The sequence below is a fragment of the Bacteroidota bacterium genome (assembly GCA_016720935.1).
Taxonomy (GTDB): Bacteria; Bacteroidota; Bacteroidia; order AKYH767-A; family 2013-40CM-41-45; genus JADKJP01.
Map to the genome: position 1 here is coordinate 300,938 of JADKJP010000003.1, position 26,447 is coordinate 327,384.

The 26,447-nt window shown below is 42.1% G+C and carries 20 protein-coding genes and 1 pseudogene; 10 read left to right on the plus strand and 11 right to left on the minus strand.

Annotation, left to right across the window (positions count from 1 at the left end; all coding sequences use genetic code 11):
• Positions 1-368: 368 nt before the first annotated feature.
• From infB to IPP86_03735, 3 genes are all read right to left on the minus strand, one after another.
• A complete protein-coding gene (gene infB / locus IPP86_03725; GenBank protein MBL0137626.1) occupies positions 369-3,335 on the minus strand; it encodes a translation initiation factor IF-2 in 2,967 nt (988 codons plus the stop codon).
• 102 nt (positions 3,336-3,437) lie between these two features.
• Positions 3,438-4,697 (minus strand): transcription termination/antitermination protein NusA, encoded by a 1,260-nt coding sequence (gene nusA / locus IPP86_03730; protein MBL0137627.1) that lies wholly within the window; start codon positions 4,695-4,697, stop codon positions 3,438-3,440.
• 5 nt (positions 4,698-4,702) lie between these two features.
• Positions 4,703-5,176, minus strand: a complete 474-nt coding sequence (locus IPP86_03735) for a ribosome assembly cofactor RimP (protein ID MBL0137628.1) — start codon at positions 5,174-5,176, stop codon at positions 4,703-4,705.
• Positions 5,177-5,385: 209 nt separating this feature from the next.
• Here IPP86_03735 and IPP86_03740 point away from each other — a divergent pair, with 209 nt between their 5' ends.
• Positions 5,386-6,666, plus strand: coding sequence for an NAD(P)/FAD-dependent oxidoreductase (locus IPP86_03740; GenBank protein MBL0137629.1), 1,281 nt, complete (start codon positions 5,386-5,388; stop codon positions 6,664-6,666).
• A 17-nt stretch (positions 6,667-6,683) separates the two neighbouring features.
• Here the strand turns inward: IPP86_03740 and metG are convergent.
• Positions 6,684-8,730: pseudogene (gene metG / locus IPP86_03745) on the minus strand (methionine--tRNA ligase).
• Between the two features lie 150 nt (positions 8,731-8,880).
• On the opposite strand from metG, the gene IPP86_03750 reads away from it, so the two are divergent.
• The 3 genes from IPP86_03750 to IPP86_03760 all read left to right on the plus strand — a co-directional run bounded on the left by IPP86_03750 (position 8,881) and on the right by IPP86_03760 (position 12,098).
• Positions 8,881-9,792 (plus strand): LD-carboxypeptidase, encoded by a 912-nt coding sequence (locus IPP86_03750; protein ID MBL0137630.1) that lies wholly within the window; start codon positions 8,881-8,883, stop codon positions 9,790-9,792.
• Positions 9,789-10,154, plus strand: coding sequence for a YraN family protein (locus IPP86_03755; GenBank protein ID MBL0137631.1), 366 nt, complete (start codon positions 9,789-9,791; stop codon positions 10,152-10,154). The genes IPP86_03750 and IPP86_03755 overlap by 4 nt, the downstream gene beginning before the upstream one ends.
• A gap of 267 nt (positions 10,155-10,421) precedes the next feature.
• The gene (locus IPP86_03760; protein ID MBL0137632.1) at positions 10,422-12,098 is read left to right on the plus strand and encodes an RNA-binding S4 domain-containing protein; all 1,677 of its coding nucleotides are present in this window, start codon (positions 10,422-10,424) and stop codon (positions 12,096-12,098) included.
• A 76-nt stretch (positions 12,099-12,174) separates the two neighbouring features.
• On the opposite strand, the gene IPP86_03765 is transcribed toward IPP86_03760, so the two are convergent.
• The 5 genes from IPP86_03765 to rlmN form a co-directional block, all read right to left on the minus strand.
• On the minus strand, positions 12,175-14,142 hold the full coding sequence (locus IPP86_03765; GenBank protein MBL0137633.1) for a DNA primase: 1,968 nt from the start codon (positions 14,140-14,142) through the stop codon (positions 12,175-12,177).
• Positions 14,135-15,136, minus strand: a complete 1,002-nt coding sequence (locus tag IPP86_03770; protein ID MBL0137634.1) for an alpha/beta hydrolase — start codon at positions 15,134-15,136, stop codon at positions 14,135-14,137. The genes IPP86_03765 and IPP86_03770 overlap by 8 nt, the downstream gene beginning before the upstream one ends.
• Before the next feature lie 5 nt (positions 15,137-15,141).
• Positions 15,142-16,119: a polyprenyl synthetase family protein gene (locus IPP86_03775; protein ID MBL0137635.1), complete on the minus strand. Its 978-nt coding sequence runs from the start codon at positions 16,117-16,119 to the stop codon at positions 15,142-15,144.
• Between the two features lie 88 nt (positions 16,120-16,207).
• Positions 16,208-17,458, minus strand: a complete 1,251-nt coding sequence (locus IPP86_03780; GenBank protein ID MBL0137636.1) for a hypothetical protein — start codon at positions 17,456-17,458, stop codon at positions 16,208-16,210.
• A 90-nt stretch (positions 17,459-17,548) separates the two neighbouring features.
• Positions 17,549-18,622, minus strand: a complete 1,074-nt coding sequence (gene rlmN, locus IPP86_03785) for a 23S rRNA (adenine(2503)-C(2))-methyltransferase RlmN (GenBank protein MBL0137637.1) — start codon at positions 18,620-18,622, stop codon at positions 17,549-17,551.
• Between the two features lie 154 nt (positions 18,623-18,776).
• Between rlmN and IPP86_03790 the strand changes: the two genes are divergently transcribed.
• The 6 genes from IPP86_03790 (at position 18,777) to IPP86_03815 (ending at position 24,621) form a co-directional block, all read left to right on the plus strand.
• A complete protein-coding gene (locus IPP86_03790) occupies positions 18,777-19,982 on the plus strand; it encodes an amidohydrolase family protein (protein MBL0137638.1) in 1,206 nt (401 codons plus the stop codon).
• A gap of 36 nt (positions 19,983-20,018) precedes the next feature.
• Positions 20,019-20,840: a T9SS type A sorting domain-containing protein gene (locus IPP86_03795; protein MBL0137639.1), complete on the plus strand. Its 822-nt coding sequence runs from the start codon at positions 20,019-20,021 to the stop codon at positions 20,838-20,840.
• 221 nt (positions 20,841-21,061) lie between these two features.
• Positions 21,062-21,856, plus strand: a complete 795-nt coding sequence (locus IPP86_03800; GenBank protein ID MBL0137640.1) for a hypothetical protein — start codon at positions 21,062-21,064, stop codon at positions 21,854-21,856.
• 29 nt (positions 21,857-21,885) lie between these two features.
• Complete coding sequence (locus IPP86_03805; protein MBL0137641.1) at positions 21,886-22,203, plus strand: hypothetical protein; 318 nt, start codon at positions 21,886-21,888, stop codon at positions 22,201-22,203.
• A 262-nt stretch (positions 22,204-22,465) separates the two neighbouring features.
• A complete protein-coding gene (locus tag IPP86_03810; GenBank protein ID MBL0137642.1) occupies positions 22,466-23,995 on the plus strand; it encodes a LysM peptidoglycan-binding domain-containing protein in 1,530 nt (509 codons plus the stop codon).
• Positions 23,996-24,048: 53 nt separating this feature from the next.
• The gene (locus IPP86_03815; GenBank protein MBL0137643.1) at positions 24,049-24,621 is read left to right on the plus strand and encodes a DUF4468 domain-containing protein; all 573 of its coding nucleotides are present in this window, start codon (positions 24,049-24,051) and stop codon (positions 24,619-24,621) included.
• A 73-nt stretch (positions 24,622-24,694) separates the two neighbouring features.
• Here the strand turns inward: IPP86_03815 and IPP86_03820 are convergent, their stop codons facing one another.
• Both IPP86_03820 and IPP86_03825 read right to left on the minus strand, forming a co-directional pair.
• On the minus strand, positions 24,695-25,369 hold the full coding sequence (locus tag IPP86_03820; protein ID MBL0137644.1) for a 2-C-methyl-D-erythritol 4-phosphate cytidylyltransferase: 675 nt from the start codon (positions 25,367-25,369) through the stop codon (positions 24,695-24,697).
• A gap of 31 nt (positions 25,370-25,400) precedes the next feature.
• Entirely contained in the window at positions 25,401-26,378 is a 978-nt protein-coding gene (locus IPP86_03825; protein MBL0137645.1) for a hypothetical protein, read from the minus strand.
• Positions 26,379-26,447: the final 69 nt, after the last annotated feature.

Here is a 26,447-nt window from a genome sequence, read left to right on the forward strand (position 1 = left end):
GAATTTTAATTGATTGCAGAAGTCTTCCAAATGCGATCAATCTACAATCAGCAATCTACAATCAGCAATTAAAAAAGGGACGGGGGACGAGGGGCGAGGGACGGAGCTGGGGTCTTTGGAGTTTTAATTCAGGGTAGAATCTATCCGGGTGCTATCAATCTACAATCAAAAATCTACAATCAGCAATTAAAAAAGGGACGGGGGACGAGGGACGGGGGACGGAGCTGAGGCTTTTTGAATTTTATCAGGGTAGAATATATCCTTGTGCGGCCAATCTACAATCAGCAATCTAAAATCAACAATCAATATTCCTCAATAAAAAAGGGTCATCAACGCGACGACCCTTTTGTCTGAGTAAATATTTTGGTTTAAGCCAAAGTCCGTTTGACTGCTACCTGTTCGTATCCTTCGATGACATCGCCAACTTTCAGATCCTGGAAGTTGTGGACGCTCAATCCGCATTCGTAACCTGCGGAAACTTCTTTCACATCGTCTTTGAAACGTTTGAGTGAAGCCAGTTCGCCGGAGAAGACAACGATACCGTCGCGAACGACACGCACCTTGGTATTGCGGGATACTTTTCCGTCGAGTACCATACATCCTGCAATGGTTCCCACTTTCGGGATCTTGAAGATGTCGCGGATTTCGATGTTGCCGACGATTTTCTCCTGGAATTCCGGAGCAAGCATACCTTCCATTGCCGCTTTCAATTCGTTGATCGCGTCGTAAATGATGGAGTAGAGGCGGATTTCGATCTGTTCTGTTTCCGCGAGTTTACGTGCATTGACAGAAGGACGAACCTGGAATCCGATAATGATCGCGTTGGATGCGGAAGCAAGAAGTACATCTGATTCCGTGATCGCTCCAACAGATTTGTGAATAATGTTGATCTGGATTTCCGGAGTAGAAAGTTTGAGGAGAGAATCCGCGAGCGCTTCGATAGAACCGTCCACGTCACCTTTTACAATTACATTCAGCTCCTTGAAGTTTCCGATAGCCAAACGACGACCGATCTCATCCAGTGTAATGTGTTTCTGAGTACGGATACCCTGCTCACGCTGGAGTTGCAAACGTTTGTTGGCGATGTCGCGTGCTTCGCGTTCATCTTCCATCACGTTGAACAGATCGCCTGCTTGGGGCGCGCCTGTCATACCTAAGACCTGTGCAGGAGCTGCAGGGCCCGCTTCCTTGATACGGAAACCACGTTCGTTGAACAAGGCTTTTACTCTACCGCTGTAACAGCCGGCAAGAATAACGTCTCCAACGTGTAAAGTACCGCCCTGAATCAGAACTGTCATTACATAACCACGACCTTTATCAAGCATGGACTCGATCACGGTTCCGTTCGCACGGCGGTTGGCATTTGCTTTGAGTTCGAGGAGTTCCGCTTCGAGCAATACTTTTTCAAGAAGAGCTTCGACATTCATTCCTTTTTTAGCGGAAATTTCCTGACACTGATATTTTCCACCCCAGTCTTCGACAAGGATGTTCATTTTCGCAAGTTGTTCTTTGATCCTTTCCGGATTGGCATCCGGTTTATCCACCTTGTTGATCGCGAAAACCATTGGCACATTCGCCGCCTGAGCGTGATTGATCGCTTCGATGGTTTGTGGCATCACGTTATCATCGGCAGCAATCACGATGATCGCAACGTCGGTAACTTTGGCACCACGTGCACGCATCGCTGTAAAGGCTTCGTGACCGGGAGTATCAAGGAAAGTGATTGTCTTACCATTTTCCAATTTTACGGAATAGGCTCCGATGTGCTGGGTGATACCACCTGCTTCACCGGCAATTACATTGGCTTTACGGATATAGTCAAGGAGAGATGTTTTACCATGGTCAACGTGTCCCATGACGGTAACAATCGGTGAGCGTGGTTTTAAATCCTCCGGAAGGTCTTCTTCCGTACCAATTGTTTCCTGTACTTCCGCTGAAACGAATTCTACAGCGAATCCGAATTCTTCAGCCACGACACGTAATGCCTCAGCATCCAGTCGCTGGTTGATGGATACAAACATACCGAGCGACATGAAGGTGGAGATTACTTCCGTAACCTGTACATCCATCAGTTTTGCCAACTCGTTTGCAGTAACGAATTCAGTGACTTTAATAGTTTTATTCCCTGCTTGTTCTTCTGCTTTTTCACGTTTTACTTCCGCACGTTCATCACGACGGGCTTTACGCATTTTAGAAGAACGGGATTTACCACCACTGCTGAGTCGTGCCAGAGTCGCTTTGATCTGATCCTGAATTTCCTTTTCAGTAGGTTCTGTTTTTTCTGTGGGTTTGGATCCTGCAGCCGGACGATGACGTGGAGGTCCGGATGTTCCGGGTCCACGTTGTTGTTCACGTTTATCAGAAGGAACCGGTTGTCCGCCCGCTTTGCGGTCGGTACGTTTCCTTTTCTTTTTCTTGTCATCCACTGAACCGGTAGACGAAGCAACCGGTTTGCGTTTCGGTGGATCAACAGGCAAATCAATTTTTCCAAGAACTGTTGGACCGCTCAGCTTATCAAAACGCACACGGTGAATTTCATCTTTCTGAGGTTCGGAAGGAGCTTCCGGTTCTTCAGGAGTAATTTCAGGTGCAGCAGGTTCTGCTTCAGGGGTAACTTCAGCAACAGGAGGTATTTCTGCTACAGGAGCAGGAATTTCAATTTCTTCCTGAACAGGAGCAATTGGTTTTTCTGCTACAGGAGCTTCTTCAATCGTTTCTTCTTTTTTCTTTTTGACAACCTTCTTCGCAGGCTTTTCTTCTTCCTCTTTAGCTTTAACAGGAGCTTCTTCTTCAGGAGCGGCAGCTGTTTCAGCTTTTTTCTTGGTGGCTGCTTTTTTCTTTTTCTCAGCTTTAGAAGCTTCGTCTTCGATTTCTATTTTGCCGAGTACTTTTGGTCCTTCGACTTTATCAACCGCGACTTTGGTAACTTCAGGTTCAGCTTCTTTTGCTTTGGCAGGCTTTTCAGCTTTCGCTTCTTCTTTTTTCTTAGGTTTTTCTTCCTTCAGATAATCCGCGACACTCATGTTTTTGATGAGTATTTCGGAAGATTCATCATCTTTCTTTGTGCCGGATTTTTTGGATCCTTCAGCGTCAAGAACGACAGGAGTGTCCTTACGAAGTTTAGTCTGGGAAAGCTGTTGCGCTTCTTCTTTAGCGCTTTTATCGCCCTGGAATTCCTTCATCAGCAAAGCATAAGCATCCCCGGGCAACTTGGTATTGGGGTTGCTTTCTATCGAGAATCCCTTTTTTGTAAGGAATTCCACGATGTGATCAAGGCTCAGATTGAATTCCTTAATCGCTTTACTTAATCGGATCGTCTTTTCTGCTTCTGCCATAAGGTGTGTCTTCTTACACCAAGCCAATTTTTTGGGCTTGTGCAAGGTAGTAATTTATTGAGAGTGGAAGAATGGACTTTGTCATGTGTCCATTCCGCCGTTTTATTCAAATTCTGATCTTAAAATGCGAACTACTTCCTTGATTGTTTCTTCTTCCAGATCTGTTCTTTTCACAAGATCTTCGATCGGCAATTCAAGAACGCTTTTCGCTGTATCGCAACCAATGGTCTTCAGCTCATCGATGATCCATGGTTCGATTTCATCTGCAAATTCATCCAGATCAACGTCTTCGCTGTCGTCATCCGTATCACGATATACATCGATTTCATAACCTGTCAGCTTTCCTGCAAGTTTGATGTTATGACCGCCTTTTCCGATAGCCAGGGAAACCTGGTCGGGTTTCAGGAATACAGAAGCGCGTTTTTTCTCGTCATCCAGTTTAATGGAAGTGATTTTAGCCGGTGCCAATGCACGGGAGATAAAGAGCGGACTGTTTGTTGTGAAATTAATGACGTCGATATTTTCGTTTCTTAATTCACGAACAATTCCGTGGATACGAGAACCTTTCATTCCCACACAGGCTCCAACAGGATCGATCCTGTCGTCGTAGCTTTCAACAGCTACTTTCGCGCGCTCGCCCGGTTCACGGACAATTTTCTTAATCGTAATCAGTCCGTCAAATACTTCAGGTACTTCCAGTTCGAATAATTTTTCGAGGAAGAGTGGAGAAGTACGTGACAAAATAATCTTTGGTGTTCCATTGATCATTTCAACACGCAATACGACTGCACGAACGCTATCTCCTTTTTTGAAGAAATCACTGCCAATTTGTTCAGATTTAGGCATGATTAGTTCATTGCCATCATCATCCATGATGAGTGTTTCTTTTTTCCAGGTCTGGTAAACTTCACCGGTGATGATTTCACCAACACGATCTTTGTATTTGCGGAAAATTCCTTCTTTCTCAAGTTCCTGAACACGTGCCATGAGGTTCTGACGAGCGGCAAGTACTGCACGACGACCGAAATCCATGAAACGAACTTCTTCAGATACTTCTTCGCCTACTTCAAAGTCGGGCTGAATACGCACCGCTTCAGAATATTCAATCTGAGTACTTGGATCTTCAACAGTGCCGTCTTCAACGATCAAACGATTACGCAGGGCTTGAAGATCACCTTTGTCGGTGTTGATGACAATGTCAAAATTATCAGCAGTGCCATATTTTTTCTTAAGCATGTTTTTGAAAACATCCTCGAGGATGCTCATCATGCTGGCGCGGTCGATATTCTTCAGGTCTTTGAATTCAGAGAATGCTTCCACCAATTCAGTGTGCTCATTCTTACCGGGTAAGGTCTTTTTCATTTTGATCAAATGATTTTGTTGAAAGAGAAGATGACTCTTGTTTCTTTGATGTTAGAGAATGGTATAGTTATTTGTTGAATCTGTTTTTCTTTTTTCTTGCCTTCTTTCACAATGATGGTTTCTTCTAGTTCAATTCCATCATTGGAAGCTGCTTTGAGGACACCTGTGTGGCGGAGGCCGTCAAAGGTTACGACATTGACATTTTTTCCGATACGTTTGTTGTACTGCTGAAGTACTTTCAGAGGTTCTTCCATTCCGGGTGAACCGACTTCCAATTCATGTTTTTCAAAGACATCCGTTGAGTCCAGTGAATCCTGAAGAAAACGGGATACTGCCACACAATCCTCAATTTTTACTCCATTGGGATGGTCGATCAGCACAATCACTTTTGACGGACTCACTTTGACATCCACGAGGAAGGTCTCCGTTCCGGCAATTTTTTCTTGTACCAATGCAATAATCTGTTCGTTCAGGCTCATAATCGATCAATAAAAAAGGGGACTATCGTCCCCTTCTATTATCTCCTTAAATTCGAATGCAAACATACGAAAATTCTTCAAAAAGCCCCAGTGTTTTCTCAATTAATCTCTTTTATTCATGAGCTTTTGGGAAAGAGGGTGTTTTTCCCCCTAATTTTGAGCATTCTTTTGCTTTTTTCATTTCATTCGTTTTAAAATCAGGCCATTAAATGGATATTTTTAACAAAGAAAAGGCCCGAAAAAGGGTGCTGATTGTGGGTTCCGGTTTTGGAGGAATTGAAATTGGACGCCGTTTGGATTCCCGGAAATACGAAGTATTGGTTCTGGACAGGCAAAACTATCTCACATTTCAGCCTTTGCTTTATCAGGTGGCTACAGGTGGTTTAGAACCGGATTCGGTCGCTTATCCTTTGCGAAAAATTTTCAGGCGAAAAATGAATGTGACTTTTCGTGTCGCGGAAGTTGATAAGGTTGAACCTGCTATCAATAGTGTACACACTTCCATTGGCATTCTTCCTTATGATATTCTTGTTCTCGCGACAGGTTCCAAGACGAATCATTTCGGGATGAAAGAAATCCAGGAAAATTCTCTTTCCCTGAAATCAGTGACTGATGCTTTGGACATGAGGAGTTTTATTTTGCAAAATTTTGAAGCGGCATTGCTAAGCAGGGATGTGGAAGAAAAGAAAAGTCTGATGAATTTTATTGTTGCAGGAGCAGGACCCACAGGAGTTGAAATTGCAGGAGCTCTGGCAGAATTAAGAAATCACGTTTTGCCCAATGATTACCCGGAACTGGATCTTTCATTGATGAACATTACACTCGTTGATGCTTCCGATAAAGTTCTCAATGTAATGTCTGAATACGCCTCAAGAAACGCGCACAAACAGCTTGAACAATTGGGCATACGAATTTTGACAGGAGTAAAACTCGAAAGGTACAATGGCAAAGAAGCGTTTTTAAGCTCAGGAGAAATTTTGAAATCGAAAGCACTGATCTGGACAGCGGGAGTGATGGGAAACGGAATCATCGGTTTGGATGCATCCAATTACAACCGGGGGAATCGCATCCTTACTGACGAATACAACAAAGTTAAAGGCTCAGAAAATATTTTCGCGATCGGAGATGTAGCGGCGATAGTAGCTGCAGATGGAACGTCTCATCCAATGCTTGCGCCCGTGGCCATGCAACAGGGAAAACAATTGGCAGCAAACCTGAATCTGGCTGAAGGAAAGAAATGGAAAGCGTTTCGCTATACCGACAGAGGAACAATGGCCACCATCGGCAGAAGTCGTGCTGTCGCGGATTTAAAATTTACACACCTCAAGGGTTTTCCCGCATGGATCGCCTGGTTGTTTATTCATCTCATGCTTTTAGTGGGCTTTCGCAACCGACTCGTAGTTCTGATCAATTGGATCTGGAATTATTTCAGTTATGATCGCGCTATCCGATTAATCATTCGACCATATCGGAAAAAAGAAAGCGCATAATCTGATTTCTTCTGAACCTACTTTACAGAGCCGCCATTCTCCATCCCTTTCACAGGAGCAACGAATGCAAGTTCTCCCTGACTGTTTTCCGCCATTAAAATCATTCCTTGTGATTCGATGCCTTTGATTTTTCGAGGTTCGAGATTGACAAGAATCGTGACTTGTTGCCCGATGATATTTTCGGGAGCATAATAATTGGCGATGCCGGAAACAACAGTTCGTTGATCAATACCGGTGTCGATGGTGAGTTTTAAAAGTTTATCTGTTTTTGGAACACGTTCAGCGCTAAGAATGGTGCCGACACGAATATCCATTTTCTGAAAATCATCAAATGAAGTTGACGCTTTTGCCGGGTTCACGACAGGATTTGCTTTTAAGTTCTCCGCTTTGGAATTTGCCAGTTTCTGCAATTGCTGCTCCATAGCAGGGTCTTCGATTTTTTCAAACAAGAGTGCAGGTTCGTTCAGCTGATGTCCGGCAGATAACAATTGTTTACCCAGAAAATCTTTCCAGGCTTGTTTTTTCAGATTCAGCATTGCCAGCAATTTCGCTGAAGTAAATGGAAGAAATGGCTCCATCAATTGCGCGAGATATGCTGTGATTTCCAGAGAGATGTAAAGCACAGTTTCAACGCGCTTTGGATCAGTTGCCTGCAATTTCCAGGGTTCATTGTCCGCGAGGTATTTGTTACCAGTGCGCGCAAGGTTCATCAATTCAAACAAAGCTTCCCGGAATCGATAACCAAGAATATTCTCTTTAATTTTTTCTGGAATATCTTTCATGGCCTGGATGCAGGCTTTGTCATCCTCTCTCAGTTCACTATGTGCCGGAACTTTTCCTGAATAATATTTTTGTGTGAGAACCAAAGTGCGGTTTACAAAGTTTCCAAGGATAGCGACCAGTTCGCTATTGTTTCTGGCCTGAAAATCTTTCCATGTAAAATCGTTGTCTTTTGTTTCAGGAGCTGTAGCGGTAAGTGTGTAACGGAGAACATCCTGTTTCCCCGGAAATTCCTGCAGATATTCGTGCAACCATACAGCCCAGTTTCTGGAGGTAGAAATTTTATCTCCTTCCAAATTCAGAAATTCGTTTGCCGGAACATTTTCAGGAAGAATAAACTCCCCGTGTGCTTTCAGCATTGCGGGAAAAATGATGCAGTGGAAAACGATATTGTCTTTCCCGATAAACTGAATCAGACGTGTGTCTTTATTTTTCCAATACAATTCCCAGTCGTTCGGTTTTGAAGTGCCGGCGAAAAGGGCTTTGGTTGCTGAGATATAACCGATCGGAGCGTCAAACCAGACGTACAGTACTTTTCCTTTTGCTTCAGCTAATGGAACAGGCACTCCCCATTCGAGATCACGTGTGACAGCACGTGGCTGGAGACCCTGATCGAGCCAGGATTTACATTGACCAAAGACGTTGTTTTTCCAATCGCCTTCATGACTTCTGATCCAGCTGTCCAGCCAGTCTTTCTGCATGGTGTCTAAAGGCAAATACCAGTGTTTTGTTTTTTTAAGCACTGGAGCTTTGCCGCTGAGTTGTGAATGTGGATTAATCAGGTCACGCGGACTCAGACTCTTTCCGCATTTTTCACATTGATCACCGTATGCATTGGTGTTTCCGCAATTCGGACAAGTTCCAACAATATAACGGTCGGCAAGAAACATCTGAGCTTCTTCGTCGAAATACTGTTCACTTTCTTCCTGCGGTAAATATTTTTTTGTCGTATAAATTTTTGAAAAACGCCGCCGCTGTTTCGTGATGAATTTTTTCTGATGTCCGGTGATAGATATCAAAGCTGATCCCGAAATCCGCGAAACTTTTTTTAATGATCGAATGATACTTGTCGACGACTTCCTGTGGTGTAATTCCTTCTTTCCTTGCTCTTAGAGTGATCGGAACTCCGTGTTCATCAGAACCGCAAATGAATTTTACATCCTCACCGTTTGCGCGAAGATACCGGACGTATATATCCGCAGGAAGATAGGCGCCGGCGAGGTGTCCGATATGAACGGGCCCATTGGCATAGGGGAGAGCAGCGGTGACAAGTGTACGGGACATTCAGGATTCTTTTTTTATTCATTCCCCGGAATAAACGATTGCTCGTTTGGTTCCGGTTTTAGGATATGAAGGATATTTTGTGTGTGAAATATTGGAAGATACGTTCAGGCTAAAGCTTTTTACCGATATTTTCGCCGCAAAGATAAGAATATGATCCGACCGCCCTACCTTAAGCCTGGCGACACAGTAATGATTGTTTCCACTGCCCGAAAAGTAAACAAAGCCGAGGTAAAACCTGCAGTTGACATCCTTGAATCCTGGGGATTGCAGGTTAAATTCGGAAAGAATCTCTATAAGTTTCAAAATCAGTTTTCAGGAACCGATGAAGAAAGATCTGCTGATTTGCAGAGTGCCCTGAATAACAAGAATGTACAGGCCATCCTGTTTGCCAGAGGAGGATATGGAACCGTGCGAATTGTAGACCGCATCGATTTCAAGAGATTCTTAAAGAATCCAAAATGGCTGATTGGTTTCAGTGATATTACCGTGTTGCATTCACATCTGCACAAACTCGGAGTTGAAACGATTCATGCACCGATGTCATTGAACATTCCAAAATTAAGTCCCAATTGTTTGTCAGTATTGAAAGATACTTTGTTCGGACAGTCGCTCCGTTATACTTCATCCAAACAACAACCCGCTCTTGAAAAACTAAACCGCCAGGGAAGCGCGAAAGGTGAACTGGTTGGAGGGAATTTGTCAATACTTTATTCGCTATCAGGAACTCCTTCCGATATCGACACAACGGGAAAAATTCTTTTTCTGGAAGACCTGGACGAATATCTCTATCACATCGACAGAATGATGATGAATCTGAAAAGAGGAGGTAAGCTTTCGAACCTTGCGGGATTGATTGTGGGAGGAATGAGCGATATGCGCGACAATGAAATCCCTTTTGGTAAAACCGCTGAAGAAATTATTCATGAAGCTGTCGCTGAATATACCTATCCGGTGCTCTACGGTTTTCCTTCGGGCCATATTCCCAATAATTATCCTTTGATCTTCGGTCGTGAAGCCACGTTAAAGGTGACTGATAAAATGGAATTGAAATTTCAGTCATGAGTACGAAGGATAAGGAACTGGGTAAAAAAGGCGAATTGCTTGCCTGTGAGTATCTTCGTAAAAAAGGGTATCACATTCACCGGCAGAACTACAGTTTCGACAGAGCAGAAGTGGATATCGTTGCGGAGGATGAAGGAATGCTGGTTTTCGTAGAAGTGAAAACAAGAATCTCCGCATATCTTAGTGATCCATCGCTTTTAGTTCCAATCAAAAAACAAAAACAAATCATCAAAGCCGCGGACGAATTTGTCAAAACCGTTTTCCCCGAAAAAGAAGGCCGTTTCGATATCATGATTGTCATCACCAATGAACAATATACATCCATAGAACATATTGTGGATGCTTTTTATCCGATGTGCTAGTTGGAAGATAGTGCTTAGTGGTTGGTGCTTAGTGCTTAGTGGTTGGTGCTTAGTGCTTAGTGCTTAGTGCTTAGTGGTTAGGATTGTATACCAACTCAAGTGATTTCTATCTTAATTTCTTAGTAGTTGTTCCGCTTTTGTTTTTGATTTAACAACACAACTAACCTCTAACCTCCAAGCACTAAGCACCAACAACTAACCAGCTAACAACCAACTCGCTACGTTGCTTCCCCTTTTTTTCGTACCTTCGCGGCTTAGCAACAAAAAATGGGTAAGTTCAGAAAGTCGGGGCCTGGGGCTCGCAGGGGGAATAGTGGTGGATCAAGGCCGGGTAAGAAAACCTTCAAATCAGGTCCTGCAAGGCCATCACGTTTTAAAAAATCATCAGATTCAGCTCCCGGACGGGAGAAATCCTTTGACAGAAGTTCACGTCCTGAGCGATCTGAGCGTCCTTTCAAAAGAGAAGATTCTCGTGATGACAAGCCGTTTTCACGTTCTGCCCGACCGGCATCCAAAGATTTTCGTGACCGTAAAGAAGGAGATCGTGAAAAGCGACCTTTTCAGAAACGCGGCGATTCGGAAGAGCGCGGCAAGAGGCCATATCAAAAAAGAACTGAAGGCGGGAATGATGGAAAGCGTCCGTATCAAAAGAGAATGGACAATGCTGACCGTGAAAAACGTCCGTACCAGCAAAGAGACGAAAGTACATCCCGTCCTGAAAGACCAGTCAAACGTGAGTCACGTGACAGAGATGAACGTCCATTCAAAAGAAGAGGTGATGCTCCGGCAGAACGATTCGATAAAAAAAGTTCAGGAGAGGGTTCATATTTAAGAAGAGATTCCAAACGCAAAGATGATTACCCTTCACGATCTGAAGAAGGTGATGCAAGGGAGGAAAAGAAGTTTTCTCCTGAAAAAAGAGAAAGACCTGCAGGAAGAACAGGGGAGCGCAAATCTTTCAGTGGAGTGAAGAGAGATGAAAGCAGTTCCCCGCGGCCACGTATCAGTCGCGGAGAAAATGAAGACAATCGCAACGGCTATCGTGGAAAAAGAAGCGATGAATCATTCAAAAGAAAAGAAGAAGAAGGAGCCGATACCAAGAAGTGGAACCGCAAAGAAAGCCATGAGTTTTATGGCGACAGAAAAAAATCGGGTAAGTTTGAAAAAGGTCCGAAGAAACCAAAAGTTACTGCTGCTGATGAAGGCCTGACACGTCTGAATAAATTTATCTCGAATGCAGGTATCTGCTCAAGACGCGAAGCGGATGAAATGATTAAAGCAGGTGTTATCACGGTAAACGGAGAAGTAGTTTCAGAAATGGGCTATAAAGTTCAACCCGGAGATGTTGTAAAATACAACAACGAAACTTTACGCGGAGAACGTCTGGTATACATTCTTTTAAATAAACCCAAAGATTTTATCACCACAACAGATGATCCGGAAGAACGGAAAACTGTAATGAGTCTGATCGCCAATGCCGGAAAAGAAAGAGTGTATCCGGTTGGTCGTCTCGACAGGAATACTACCGGCATTTTGCTTTTCACCAATGATGGTGATCTTGCCAGAAAGCTGACACATCCCAGCTTTGAGGTACAGAAAGTTTATCAGGTTGAACTCGACCGATCGCTGAAATCAAGTGACCTCGACGCGATCGCTGAAGGAATAAAACTGGAAGATGGTTTTGTGAAAGTTGATGATATCGCTTTTACCACCGATGACAAATCAATTCTCGGAGTAGAATTGCACAGTGGAAAAAACAGGATTGTCAGAAGACTTTTTGAACATCTCGGTTACACCGTAAAAAAACTCGACCGCGTTATTTTTGCAGGCCTTACGAAAAAAGATTTACCACGTGGCAGATGGAGATTCCTGACAGATATGGAAGTAGCCAATCTGAAAATGATTACGGGCAGTAAGAAGTTTGTAGGGAAAATGGAGGAATAAAGTTCGAGGTTCAATGTTCGAAGTGGTTTATATTCTAAGCACTAACCACTAACCACTAACCACTAAGCACTAACCACTACTTGAGTATATCAATCCCCAGCAACTTTGAAATTTCCATTTTAACGGATTCAAGTTTCTTGTGCATTTCCATCAGTTCGGTGAAATCGCCTCCTGCTTCGTGAGCTTCTTTTATTTTTTTCTGATTTTCTTCGATCATCTTGAGAACTTTTTTGTTCTTCAGATGGAAGACTGATTTTTCCACAGCGTCTTTCAGAATATCTTCTTCGACAGGTACAATAATTTTGTGCATCGACTCCCAGTTTTCGCTCAGGAGATATCTTGAACTGAGAAGTTCAACTGCCAATTCGCTCACTTCCGGATCCTCTGAATTCAGAAAAATCTGAACATCGATATCGCCTGGTTCGTTGACAAGCCGAGTATAGGTTTTTAAGATCCGGTCGTAAACAAGATGTTCAAAAACAAGATCATCATGAGCGATCTCATCGACGATATAACGCGAAACACGAACAACTGTATCCGTAATATCCTTGTGTCCCGGACGATCAGGATTTTCTACTTCATCATAAAAGTGTAAGTCGTGATTTCCAAAATAAAAGAGCAGACGAATAATATTTTTCTCCTGGATTTCAGTTGATAATTCTTCTGTCTGCTGCCGGCTTGGAAGAAGAATTTCCGGCAATAGTTCCTCGGCATCCTGGACAGGGATATCTTTTTTCAGCTGTTGCCGGCGGATTTTATTCAATTCCGCAATCAGCAAGCTTTCCTGGATATCCATCATCGCACTCGATTGTTTCAGATACATCGAGCGAATAATGGGATCCGGAATTTTTGCAATGGTTTCAACTACATCACGGACCAATCCGGCTTTACGAACAGGATCATTTTTTACTTCATCCAGCAGCAATCCGGTTTTGAAGACAACAAAATCCTTCGCGTTTGTATTTACGAAATCAAGCAGCTCGCTGTGGCTGTGTTTGCGGCTATAGGAATCCGGGTCATCGCCATCTGGGAACAGTACCACTTTGACATTTAATCCTTCTTCAAGAATAAGATCGATACCGCGAAGCGAGGCTTTGATCCCAGCAGCGTCACCATCATAGAGTACAGTTACATTTTTAGTATATCTGCCAATCAGCCGGATTTGTTCAACGGTAAGAGAAGTTCCGGAGGAGGCAACAACATTTTCGATTCCCGACTGATGCAATGAAATTACATCTGTATACCCTTCTACGAGATAGCAATTGTCGCGTTGAACGATTGCTTTTTTTGCAAAGTAAATTCCGTAAAGCGACTGACTTTTGTGATAGATTTCAGATTCCGGCGAATTGACATATTTCGCCGTCTTTTCATCTTTCTTCAGCACTCGTCCGCCAAAACCAATGACACGTCCGCTCAGGTTGTGAATCGGAAACATCACACGACCACGGAAACGGTCATACTTTTTTCCGGAGTCGTTTTTTATTGTCAGTCCGGTTTTCTCGAGGAATTCTTCTTTGTATCCAGCTTTCAATGCAAGGTCCGTGAAAGCGCTCCATTCAGAAAGCGCATAACCCAGCTGAAATTTCCGGATAGTTTCTTCTGTAAAGCCGCGTTCTTTGAAATAACTCAGGCCAATGGCGCGTCCTTCTTCGGTATCGAATAAAATTTCTGAAAAAGATTTTTGCGCGAATGTATTGATGACAAAAAGACTTTCCTTCTCATCGCGAAGAAGATCGTCTTTCGGATCGGGAAGAGATTCTTCTATTTCAATATTGTATTTTTTGGCAAGATAGCGCAGTGCTTCAGGATAGCTGTACTGCTCGTGATCCATTACAAAATTGATCGCGTTCCCACCTTTCCCGCAGCCGAAGCATTTGTAGATGTTACGGACAGGGTTGACATTAAAACTGGGTGTCTTTTCGTTGTGGAAGGGGCAAAGACCGATCAGGTTCACTCCTCTTTTTTTGAGGGGAACAAAATCACCTACCACCTCTTCAATACGCACGGTATTGAAAATCCGGTCGATGGTTTCTTTGCTAATCATGAAGTGCCAGTTTTTTGTATTTGGTTTTTTTAATCTTCTTTGGAATTGCTCCATTTATAAATTCGGAAACCCGGTTATAATAGAGCGTTCTTCCATTCACAACATCCGCGGTATCGCTTTGTGTCACCAAAAATAGTTCTTTTCGTGGTGCTGCCGAAGTTTCATAGATTGACAGGATTTCTGTAGTGAAAACCCTGTCATTATCGGGAATTGCGATGAAAAGGGTTGGTGTCTTTATGTTTGCTGTCAGATATTTTAGATTTAAATCCTGAATTGGATATTGGAGCAAAATCTCCACTTTCCTGCGGAAAACGGGATTCCAAAGGGATTTTAGTAAGCTCCATTTTTGATAAGCATATCTGTCAAGATAGGTGTTCAGGTCACTGAATGGGCTTTCCAGGACTAACACATCACAACGACCGTCAAAGAGCGCGGCTTGCGTTGCAATTGCTGCTCCGACACCTTTTCCCATTATGATCAAATGATGGGTTTCCTCGATTGACAAAAGCGTATCCATTACCAGTTTCACATCCTGCACAGCGGGTTCGCCGGGGGAAAATTCAATTCCATCACTGTTGCCATGTGCGCGCATGTCCATCATGCAAACATTAAAACCACGGTCATGAAATTGTTTAATATGGTCGAGGTAATTGATTTTACTTTCATTCAAATCATGAATAAGAAAAATGGTATTGGCCGGTGTATCCTCTGCCGTTATAAACCAGCCTCTTAATTGTCCGCATGAAATATTCACATTGAATTCAGAATACTCGAGACCAAGGGAGGACGGGTTGTAATGAGCTTCCGGAATATCATTCGGATCGTTGGTTGTAGAATCTTCCAGATCCTGCATCGAGTGAAATCGGACATAAAGTGAATCAATTCTTTCCGGGTAAATGAAATCGGGAGTCACAAAACCGGGTGACAAATAAATAAAGGCTGAAAAAAAAATCAGGAGCGCGGAAATCAGGTAGTAAAACTTATTGAAGCTCATTCCGGTCAGTGTGTTCTTTCAGTTGTATAACGAACGAGTTCCTTCAGGGAATTTTTATAGACACTTTCCTGATAATAATCGAGAATACGAAAAGCCTGTTCCTGGAATTCCATCATTTTTTTTGTGGCATATTCCATCCCACCTGATTTTTTAACAAAGGCAATGACTTCTTTTACTTTGACATCGTCAGTATTGTGGTTCTTTACAATGTTGATGATCCTTTTCTTATCGGAGTAGGTTGCCTGGTTCAGTGCATGAATCAAAGGCAAAGTCATTTTGCTTTCTTTAATGTCTATTCCGGTAGGTTTGCCAATGATTCCGTCCGGACCGTAATCAAACAAATCGTCTTTGATCTGAAACGCCATTCCGATACATTCTCCAAACAAATGCATACGGATGATGTCTTCTTGTTCGGCTCCTGAGGCACAGGCTCCACCGGCACAACAGGAAGCGATAAGTGAAGCGGTTTTCTGACGGATGATTTCAAAGTAAATATCTTCACTGATATCAAGTCGTCTTGCTTTTTCGATCTGGAGCAATTCACCCTCGCTCATGACCCTAACAGCTTCCGATACAATTTTGAGGAGATCATGGTCATTGTTGTTTACCGATAAAAGCAAACCCTTGCTCAGTAAATAATCTCCAACGAGTACGGCAATTTTGTTTTTCCACAGAGCATTCAGGGAAAAAAAGCCACGACGTTCATTTGAATCATCCACTACATCATCATGAACCAGTGTCGCGGTATGAAGCAATTCGATCAATGTTGCGGCCCGGTGACTGCGTTCGTTTACCTGTCCCAATAAACCGGAAGAAAGAAAAACAAACATGGGTCGCATTTGCTTGCCTTTTCGTTTTACGATATAATGCGTAATCCGGTCGAGCAGAGGAACCGAGCTCTTCATGGAAGAGCGAAATTTCTGTTCAAATTCGTCCATTGCCGCTGCAATAGGCGCTTTGATTTCAGTTAGTGATTGGGACATAGAAGGAGGACGAAAATACGTACTTTTTTCTTAGCTCTAAGAATCCATTCTCAGCTTCTGTTTTTCCTCCGGCCTGACCCTGAACTGATTAATCGACAATAAATTTTCCTTTTGAAACTACCTGGTTTGAACCATCACTAATTCTGTAAAAAAAGAAGCCATGTCCAAGACCATTTGTTTTAATACACCACCCTGAAGAATCAGGATGATCGTCGGTTAATATTTCTGCACCTGTAGGATTAAAAATGCTGAGAGTGTATTTGTTCTTTCCGGAACCGGTTTGCATTAAAAAACAGACATGATCATTTGCAGGCACAGGAAAGACCTTTTGAGATGATTCAAATTGATAAGATGGAACAGTTGTTGGTTCAATGGAACAATCCAGCAGGGCAGTTCCACCAATGGTCAGGTTGAATCCCGATGAGGAAGTACTGAAATTATTTACCAGAAGGAAGTAATCGTCACCGGCATTGACATTCAATACAGGGCAATATGGATTCCCCGGACCTGCGGGAACTGAATTTGAAGTTCCGGTCGGATCCAGTCCTGTTTCTCCTGAAGCTCCCATCGAGCTGCTGCCATTGCATACATCCGGACTTGTTTGTAATGTAAACGTGTTGCAAAACCCGGGACCGGGGCTTCGGTACATGAGCCAATCGTAATCCGGATAAATACCTGCTCCGATAGCATCGGGAAAGAGTTTGAAAATAAATGTGCCTGCGGTTAAGAATCGAAACCGAAACCAGTGTGATTGAAATTCCGAGATATCACAGTAGTAAGCAAAAGCATCCTGGTTGGATCCCGGGCCATAGGCATTTCCATTGATGTGTGTTGTTTCACAAAGTTGTTGAGCGACACGGCAATCGGAATGTGATTCAACAGCACAAATCGAAAATGTTCCTGTACCGTTCCCGGCAGCTTTCCAGAAACGTACATATAATGTGTCGCCCGGATTAAAATCTGACCGGTCTACAACAGCCATCATTCCTACCGCAGCATCATCGTCGCACTCGATCAGTTGAGGTTGTGTGCAAGGCCCGGAATAGACAGCCATACCACCATCTGTGATTGTTCCGGCTTCAGAAGTAAAAGCGATTGCCCCTGACGCGGGAACCACTACTGCATACCATACATCCGGTGAACCCGGGAATGCGCAGGGAGGAGTACCTCCGTTGGCGGTATCGTTCTGATACAGTGCTCCTGCAGTTGTCGAAGAAATAAATACACAGGTATCTCCGTTGACATTCAGCAAAGGTGCCTGGCATGGGGAATCGGATTGACTAAATACCTGTAGTGAGTGCAAAACGAAAAGTAGTGAGAGTAGTTTTTTTGCTGACATGTTTCGTTTGACTTTGTGGGTGAAATAAAGAATGCTAAAACTGCATGAAAAGGAAAATGAAGTTACGTTATTTTTTTAGAAAAGAAAAATTCACTTTTTCAATTTCACTACTGCATGTTCATTTTTATTTGCCAGCTGACCGCATGCTGCATCAATGTCTTTTCCCCGACTTCTCCGGATGTTTACAATAATACCGTGATCTTCGAGGTAATTTTTAAATGAATCAATTTTATCGTCCTTGGCATTTGTAAAATCACCGCCATCAATAGGATTATATTCTATCAGGTTCACCTTAGCTTTCACTTTTCTGCAAAAGGATTCCAGCTCTTTCGCGTCAATCAGTGAATCATTGAAGCCATTGAACACAATGTATTCAAATGTTACACGTGTTCCGGTTTTATCATAAAAGTAATTAAGAGATTCAGCCAGTGCATCCAGAGAATTACTTTCATTGATGGGCATGATCTGGTTGCGCTTGGTTTCATTCGCTGCATGTAGTGATAAGGCGAGATTAAATTTAACTTCATCGTCGCCTAACTTGCGAATCATTTTCGCGATGCCTGCTGTACTAACAGTAATTCTTTGGGGAGACATTCCTAACCCATCCGGAGAAGTGATGCGTTCGATACTTTTTAAAACATTCGCGTAGTTGAGCAAGGGTTCTCCCATTCCCATGTATACGATATTGGAAAGTGGGATATTGTAATTGGCCAACGCCTGTTCGCGGATGATGGCCACCTGGTCATAAATTTCATCCGCGTTGAGGTTTCGAAGTCTTTCCAGTTTTCCTGTCGCGCAAAATTTACAGGTAAGACTACATCCTACCTGAGAAGAGACGCAGGCAGTCATCCTGGAATCCGTGGGGATCAAAACACCTTCTACAATATTTCCGTCAAATAATCTAAACGCATTTTTTATCGTGCGGTCTTTACTAACCTGAAAAGTATCAATACTCACCGCTGGCAATGAATAATTCTGCTGCAGTTTCTCGCGGAGGCTTTTGGAAAGATTGCTCATCGCATCAAATGTCCTTGCGCTTTTCTGCCATAACCATTCCCATACCTGTACGGCCCTGAATTTTTGTTCACCTTGTTCTATGAACCAGTTTTCCAGGTCTTGTTTTGACAAATCACGGATATTTGGTTTGGATGGATGGGCATTCATTTTACAAAGGTAGGGAATTTAAAGAGGCTTGTATTGAATCAATTCCTAAGAATCGCCATTGGTGGACAAGGAAAGATTTTAATCTTTAAAATTATGAGTTAAGCTGTTAAAATGGTCTAAATTTGACAACGCAATTTGTTTTCACAATCAGATTATGCGCTTTCTAAAGGCAGATTATATCTTTCCCATTTCATCAGCACCGGTAAAGGATGGGATTCTCATTCTTGACGATGAAGGGAAAGTTGTTGAAGTATTGGATCCGGCAATTGATCCTCAGAGCAGCACTCAGATTTTTGAGAAGGACGGGGAACTCGAGATTTTTAAAGGTTTGTTATGTCCGGGTTTTATCAATGCACACTGCCACCTTGAGCTTTCTCACATGAAAGGAAAGTTATCGGAAAAGCAAAAGCTTCCGGGGTTCCTCAGGCAGGTTTCTACGATGCGGAATTCCGATGAGGCAGAAATAATTTCAGCAATGGAAGCTGCAGATGCGGAAATGGTTGCCAATGGAATTGTTGCTGTTGGAGACATATCGAATAATGCACAGTCGTTTGACATAAAATTGAACAGCCGCATCGCGTATTATACATTTATTGAATTGTTCGACTTCCATCCCGATAGATCCAATGATGTTTTTAATAAAGGAAAAATGCTGTATGAACAATTAAAAGGAATTGGATTAAGGGGGTCTATAGTTCCACATGCTCCTTATACTGTGTCAAATAAATTATTGAAACTGATCAATGATTTTGCCTATGAATCCGGAGAACTGATTTGTATTCATAACCAGGAAACACAGAGTGAAAATTCCATGTTCAAATTGAAGAATGGTGAGTTGTTTGAGTTTTTACAAGGCGCGACCAATTTGTACACACACTGGGAGCCGACCGGATTTGCATCTCTTGCGTCAAGTATTGTTCATCTTCCGAAGTGCAATAAAATACAATTGGTTCATAATACTTATACTACTAGTGAGGATGTAAACTGGGCTCAATTGTATAGTATGCTGATGTGGTGGTGTTTTTGTCCAAATGCAAATCTGTTCATTGAAGATAAAATGCCGGATATTCCAATGTTTGTAAACCATGCAGCAAAAATCACTATCGGAACGGATAGCTACGCTTCAAATTGGTCGCTTTCAGTTTTCGACGAATTAAAGACTATACACAAACATTATCCCGAAATTAGTGTGCATAATTTACTCACTTGGGCAACATTGAACGGCGCGGAATACCTGGGATTGCATCATTCTCTCGGAAGTTTCGATAAAGGGAAAAAGCCAGGTGTAAATCATATACTTGATCTTGAAAGCAATACGTTCCACCTGATGGAAAATTCACTGGTTATTCCTTTAGAATAATGGAATTGGTCATATTTTTGCATAAGATCTATTACTATGAAAAAAATCTCTACACTTCTACTATTCCTCGCAGTTCTTTCCTTGACACAATCAGCTTTCGCGCAGGTTTATCCTTTCAATGATGATTTTGAAAACGCGACAGCTTTTCAAACACCTGCGGGTTATTCGGGTGACATTACAGTTTATCTTGTACATGGAACCGGAAGTTCAAAAGGGCCTACAGCTTTTATGAATAATTTTAATGCAAAGGATTCTCTGGAAACTCCTTTGATCGGCACTTTGAATTCGAACAGTGGTCTTAGTTTTGACTGGAGAATTATCAGCTCCACTCTTTATCCATCTACGACTACATCCCTTGTTGCCGGAGAAGAGTTTAGTGTGTTAGTAAGCGCAAATGGAGGAAACTATGTTTCCGTTTTTACTGTGAATGCTTCCAATTACACTCCAACATTGGATTTTGCACACGTAAATATTCCTTTGGGTAGTTTTTCGGGAAGCAATATCACTTTGAAATTTCTTGCTAAACGATCCGCTTCGAATCCCGATGAGTACTTTGCTGATTTCGATAATTTATCAGTCAGCGATACTTCAGGGACCTCTGGAATCTCATCGAACGGTGCACCAAGAGGAATTGAACTTTATCCAAATCCTGCCAGGGATCGTGTGACGGTAACATGGCCGGGAAATTCAGGGGCGCAAATATCGATGTATAATATTTTGGGAAAATCAGTGATGGAGAGAAATTTTGAAACAGGATATTCCGCCGAATTGGATATTTCAAACATGCCTCAAGGCGTCTACTATTTGAAAATTCTGAGTGGTGAAATTCACAGGACTTTAAGATTCAAAAAAGACTAATTGGACTTCTTCAAGAGCCTCCCGGATTCCGGGGGGCTTTTTTATTTTGATGATGCTTGTCATAAACGGGGAATTCTTTCAGGTGTAGTTTTGAGAAAAATCCCATCAAAATTTAAGATATTGAATAGCAATACATTGTATTGGAAAAGATAAAAACATATTTCTTATTTAGAATCATTCTAAATAAAATATTTAGTTTTGCCTCCGATAAATTAAACTCTATGAAAGCAATCTACTTCTTCCTGATTCTCTCTCTCAGTTTCGTTACAGGCTATTCTCAGGACCGCATTTTTACCCGAACATATCAGAGTAATGTACTTCCGGCCGGAGCCATGGAATTGGAATACTGGAACACCCTGCGTAGTGGGAAAGAACATTTTTACAATGCATTGGATCAGCGTCTGGAATTGGAAATTGGTTTAGGGAAAAAATTACAAACTTCATTTTATCTCAATTTCAATAGTGTAGCATATAGTCCGAATGATAGCGTGATATTCAAAGAACATTCCATCAGTTGTTCGAGTGAATGGAAGATAAAACTCAGTGATCCGGTTGCTAATGCGGTTGGTTCTGCTTTGTATGCGGAAATTGGATTCGATGGACAGGAACTGGAGTTGGAGGGTAAGCTTATCCTCGATAAACAAGTTGATAAAAATATTTTCGCTGCGAACATAGTTGGCGAGTATGAAATGGAGTTCGAAGCTGAAGATGGAAAAATTGAAACGGAAGTTGAAACTCCATTTGAACTTGATCTTGCCTACATGCGTTTGCTGGGAAAATCAGCAGGTCTTGGTTTGGAGGTTCGTAATCACAACGAGGTCAAAGAAGGAGAGTGGGAAAATTCAGTCTGGTTCGCCGGACCAAGTGTTCATTTCCGTGGGGACAGATGGTTCATCAACTTAAATGTGCTTCCTCAATTGTTCAATGCAAAAAAAGAGGAAGGCTCTAAAGAGAATCTGGATCTCGATGAGCATGAAAAAGTGGAAGCACGCTTGTTGTTATCTTTTTCATTTTAATTTAAAATTTTATTCTCATGTGGAGGAGAATGCAAATTTCTAAATGCATTGGTGCTGCCGGAATCATTTTATTTATGGTGGCATGCGGAGCCGGTTCTTCCATGCTCAGGCCAGTCGAAGCGGATGTATTGAAGATGCAAAACAGTGGTCATCAGGTAAGCCTGGACTCATTAAAAAGCGGATTCAAATTGTACACTGATCACTGTAGCGGTTGTCACAATTTGCACAAGCCCAAAGAAAAGTCGAAGGAGAGTTGGGAAGCATTGTTACCTGAGATGTTTCACAGAACAAAACTGGCTGAATCTGAGCAGGAATTGGTCAAACTCTATCTCTATTCCAAGCTATAAGCTGTTTACCAAGCAATTGACTCCCTTCAGAGAAAAATTATCCTCTTTTTAACACAATTTTCTTTAAATTTCTTCAGAATATTTGCCAAAAAGTAACGTTTTTCACGTTAATTCAGTATACTAGCTGCTTAAAGGGATGAACTATAATGAGATTCTTTTATGGAATTTTGTTGACATCCTGCCTGCAATATTTGTATATTAGATAAAACCTGATTTAACCCCGGAGATGCATCGCATTAAACACCTCCTGCACTATATTTTTGTGTCAGCCACGATAATGGCTGCTCAATTGCCTTTGCGTGCCGGTGCCGTTGATCCGGTCAGGGATGATAGTGTTTCTGTCATTGATTATGCTCAGTTGTCACGGCAGTTTGTTTACGATGCCGATACTTCGCTTCAGGTTAACGAATCAGAGGTTCGCGCAGGTTTGCTTTATGATGCGGTGAATAAGAAAATCATCTGGCAGAAAAATATGGGCAGCGCATATCCAATCGCTTCGCTGACCAAGATGATGGTTGCTTTGTTAACAGTGGAAGATGTAAAGGCCGGTAAATTCAGTTGGGAAGATAATGTGCATTGGGTACGAGAAACCATAACAGGAAGAAGACACAAGAGAAAGAAGGTTTATACTTCTGTAAATTATACTTTGCGTGACGTATTCAAAGCAGCCATGATTGCCTCGAATAACGAATGCGCGGAGCAGATGGCACGTTACATCAGTTGTGGTGACCTGAAAGCTTCCGTTGACAGAATGAACAGCAGGGCTCATGAACTGGGAATGACTGATACCTATTATGGAAATCCTACCGGTTTGCCTGCTGCGCATTCCAGTATGGATAATTCATCCAGTCCAACGGATCAACTTCTTCTCACCCTTGAATTGCTCAAGTACGATGAAGTCCTGGAGATTGCCGGAATGGGTTACGCTTCGATCGATAACGGAAGATCCACAAGTGTAATTCGTAATCACAATCGTCTCACCATTGATTACAGTGGTGTTGTTGATGGACTCAAAACCGGTTATACCCGCCGTGCCGGATTTTGTCTTGTTGCCACTGTGAATAAATGTGAGCACCGTTTGGTAAGTATCGTTTTTGGTTGCCGTGGTCCTCAAATCAGAAATGAAGTTGTACGGGATATGTTCAGTGATTATTATTCTGCTATTGCTCTCGATCGCCTTGGCGGGGAACATGGACCGGTACCTGTACTTGCACCAGTAGCAAATTTGAATGTGGAGAGTGTATCCGGTGAATATGCTACAGTTGTAGAAAAAGTTCGCAAAACTCACCTTGTTAAAAGAGGAGAAACGCTGAGCCAAATTGCTTCACGGTACAATTGTACGGTGAGTCAGCTTCGTGCCTGGAACAAAAGGGCCTTACGTCAGAAATATCCAATCAGCGGACAAAGACTTGCTATATATACTACTGTTTGTCACAAGGTCTTTATTAAGAAACCTGCAAATGGTACAGAGGAAGAAGACGATAAACCAATCCTTTCAGAGGATGAAAAAGATGTATTGTCACAAGCTGTACCTGATGATTTCCAGAATCAGAAGGCAGCGGAAACTGCAGCCAAGGTAAATACTAACGAAGCAGTTAACACCACTCCTTCAGTGCCGGCTAAAATTGACTCCCGTTTTGTCTATCATACCGTAGCTCCTGGTGACACTTTGTTTAGCATTGCCAGGAAATATGAAGGAGCAACTGTTGAACAACTGAAGTCGATCAACAACATTTCCAATATCCACGGGCTCAAACCGGGGATGAAAATTAAAATCCCTGTACAAGGTTAAGAATTCTTTAGGATTCTGATTTTCTCTTATTTTTACAGCATAAATTATTTACCATGATGAGAAAATTGTCAATGGTCATGATACTCATGACTCTCAGCGTACATTTTTCAAATGCGCAAAAAAATGCTGCTCCCATGCCTATGCCAGCCATGCCGGTGGACAGTATTACCCGTTTGATCACGTATGAAGAAGTGATCGAAGTACAGAATCTTAAGGCTGAAATACTTTATTCCAGAATCCTGGCTTGGTTTCGTACCTACTATAAAAACCCTACCGAAGTGATTCGCGAGAATGATTCATTGAAGTTCAGGGTTGTCGGGAAACCAAGGTTTAAAATCTTCAATCCTGCCGATAAAGAAGGAACAAAAACGGATGCCGGTCTGGTGCAATACACGCTTACTGTCGCTGCAAAGGATGGAAGATTTAAGTATGAGTTTACCGCTTTCAACTGGAAGCAGGCCTCCTATTATCCAAGTGAACGCTGGATGGATACAAAAGCACAAATGTATACTCCGGTTTACAACGATTATCTCCTCCAGGTTGATACCTATACAAAGGAAACCATCAACAGTCTGAAAAACGCTGTCACAAAAGACAAGCCTGTGAAAGATAAAGACAATTGGTAATCACTCCAGTTGAAGAAAATAAAGGGTTTGATGATTATCAAACCCTTTTTTATTTCAAATGAACCAGAGGTATTTAATCTTTGTCCTGAGAAAGAATCGCACTGGCGATTAACAAATCTTCCGGATTGGTAATTTTAAGATTTTGTTTTTCACCTTCAATAAGGTGGACAGGGATTCCTGATTGTTCAAGGACAGAAGCTTCATCCGTGAAGGATGGGTCTTCAGGTTGTTCAAACGCTTTTTTTAAAGTCGATGAATTAAAGCATTGAGGTGTTTGAACAATCACAAAATCGTTTCGGTTCACCTGTTTGCTTTTTTCTCCAACGATTTGTCGAATGGAATCGTTCACGGGTATGACAGGAACAGCTGAGCCATTGTTTTCAGCCTCCTGAAAACAACGTTGCAATAAATCATTGCTGATTAATGGCCGCACAGCATCATGAACGGCGACAATGGATTCATTTGGGACAAGTGCCAGGCCGTTGGCTACTGATTGATGTCTTGTTTTTCCTCCGAATGCTACCCTTAACGGATGCATGAATGAATATTGTTTTCGAATATTTTCCCAGGTCGCTATTTCATTTTCCGGGAGAACAAGAATGATATTAATGGAAGAGTCGTACTTTATAAATTGATCCAGTGTATGCAGGAGTATTGGTTTATTACCCAATACTAAAAATTGTTTTGGGATAGCCGATTTCATTCTTGTTCCCGAACCACCTGCAACTACGATACAATATTTATTCATCCTTCTCAGCTAAATAATTTCGGGAATACTATCAGATTTTTGCAAGCAGGGAAAGATAACCTGAGTATTTCATTTTCCAGTATAAAAGTATGATAAATACTGTCCAGAAAAGCGCCATCATTCCAATGCTAACCAACAGGGCTTTCGGGACCAATGAAAAGGAATACGGTCGTGCGTATTGCATGAACATGATTGATGGCAGGTTCTTTTCTTTGATGAGCTGAAGGGCCAGGGTCTGATAGCGTTGGATTTTAATGAGATCTGTGTTCGATGCTTCCATCTCAACGATCATTCCTGTTAATTTCTGCTGCAGTTCCAGTAAAGTTTGAGTGTTTTGTTTTCGGTTTTCAAGATCAGCAACAATCGCATTCATCTTCGATAACAACGCTTCGATTTCCCTTTTTCGTGTCTGATTTGTTTTTTGAATATCCTGAATCAGGCTATTGTAAATGGTAATCTTTCTTTGTACTCCTTCTGAGAGGATGATTTTGTTTTGCTTGTCGACAAAATATATGATTTCATTCGCCATCTCCGCCGCGAGATAGCGGTATTCATCGTTCACGGTAACAGTAACCAGATTGAAGGGTGATTTTTTTATTTCAATATTATTTCTGAGACGATTGGCGACCTTTTCAAAACTGAATTCTTTTGTGGAGTCAATGTGATAATGTTCAAAAAGTTTGAACTTTCGAATAAGATAATTTTGGGTTCTGGAACTCAGGATCAGCTGGTAAACACGGTTAAAACTTTCGCCGGTCAGCAATCCATCCAGAGGTTTCGTTTCATTATTTTGAGTTGTTAGAGAAACAGAGTTGATGTCATTAATATAAAAAGAGGCGGAGGAAGAGTAGGTAAGAATCCTTGTTTTGCTATACCAAAATGTGAAACCTCCGATTCCAATAGAAATTATGAGAATCAACCATTTGAGCTTACTCACAGCATGCACAAGGTCATGTGTGCTAACATTTCTTGATTTTATCTGGGGTGGATTAGTTTTCGGAGATTCCATAGAAAATGCTCATCGGGTAATTTTAAGAAATATTCTGATCCAATTTTCAATTATTTTGCAAACTCTGCC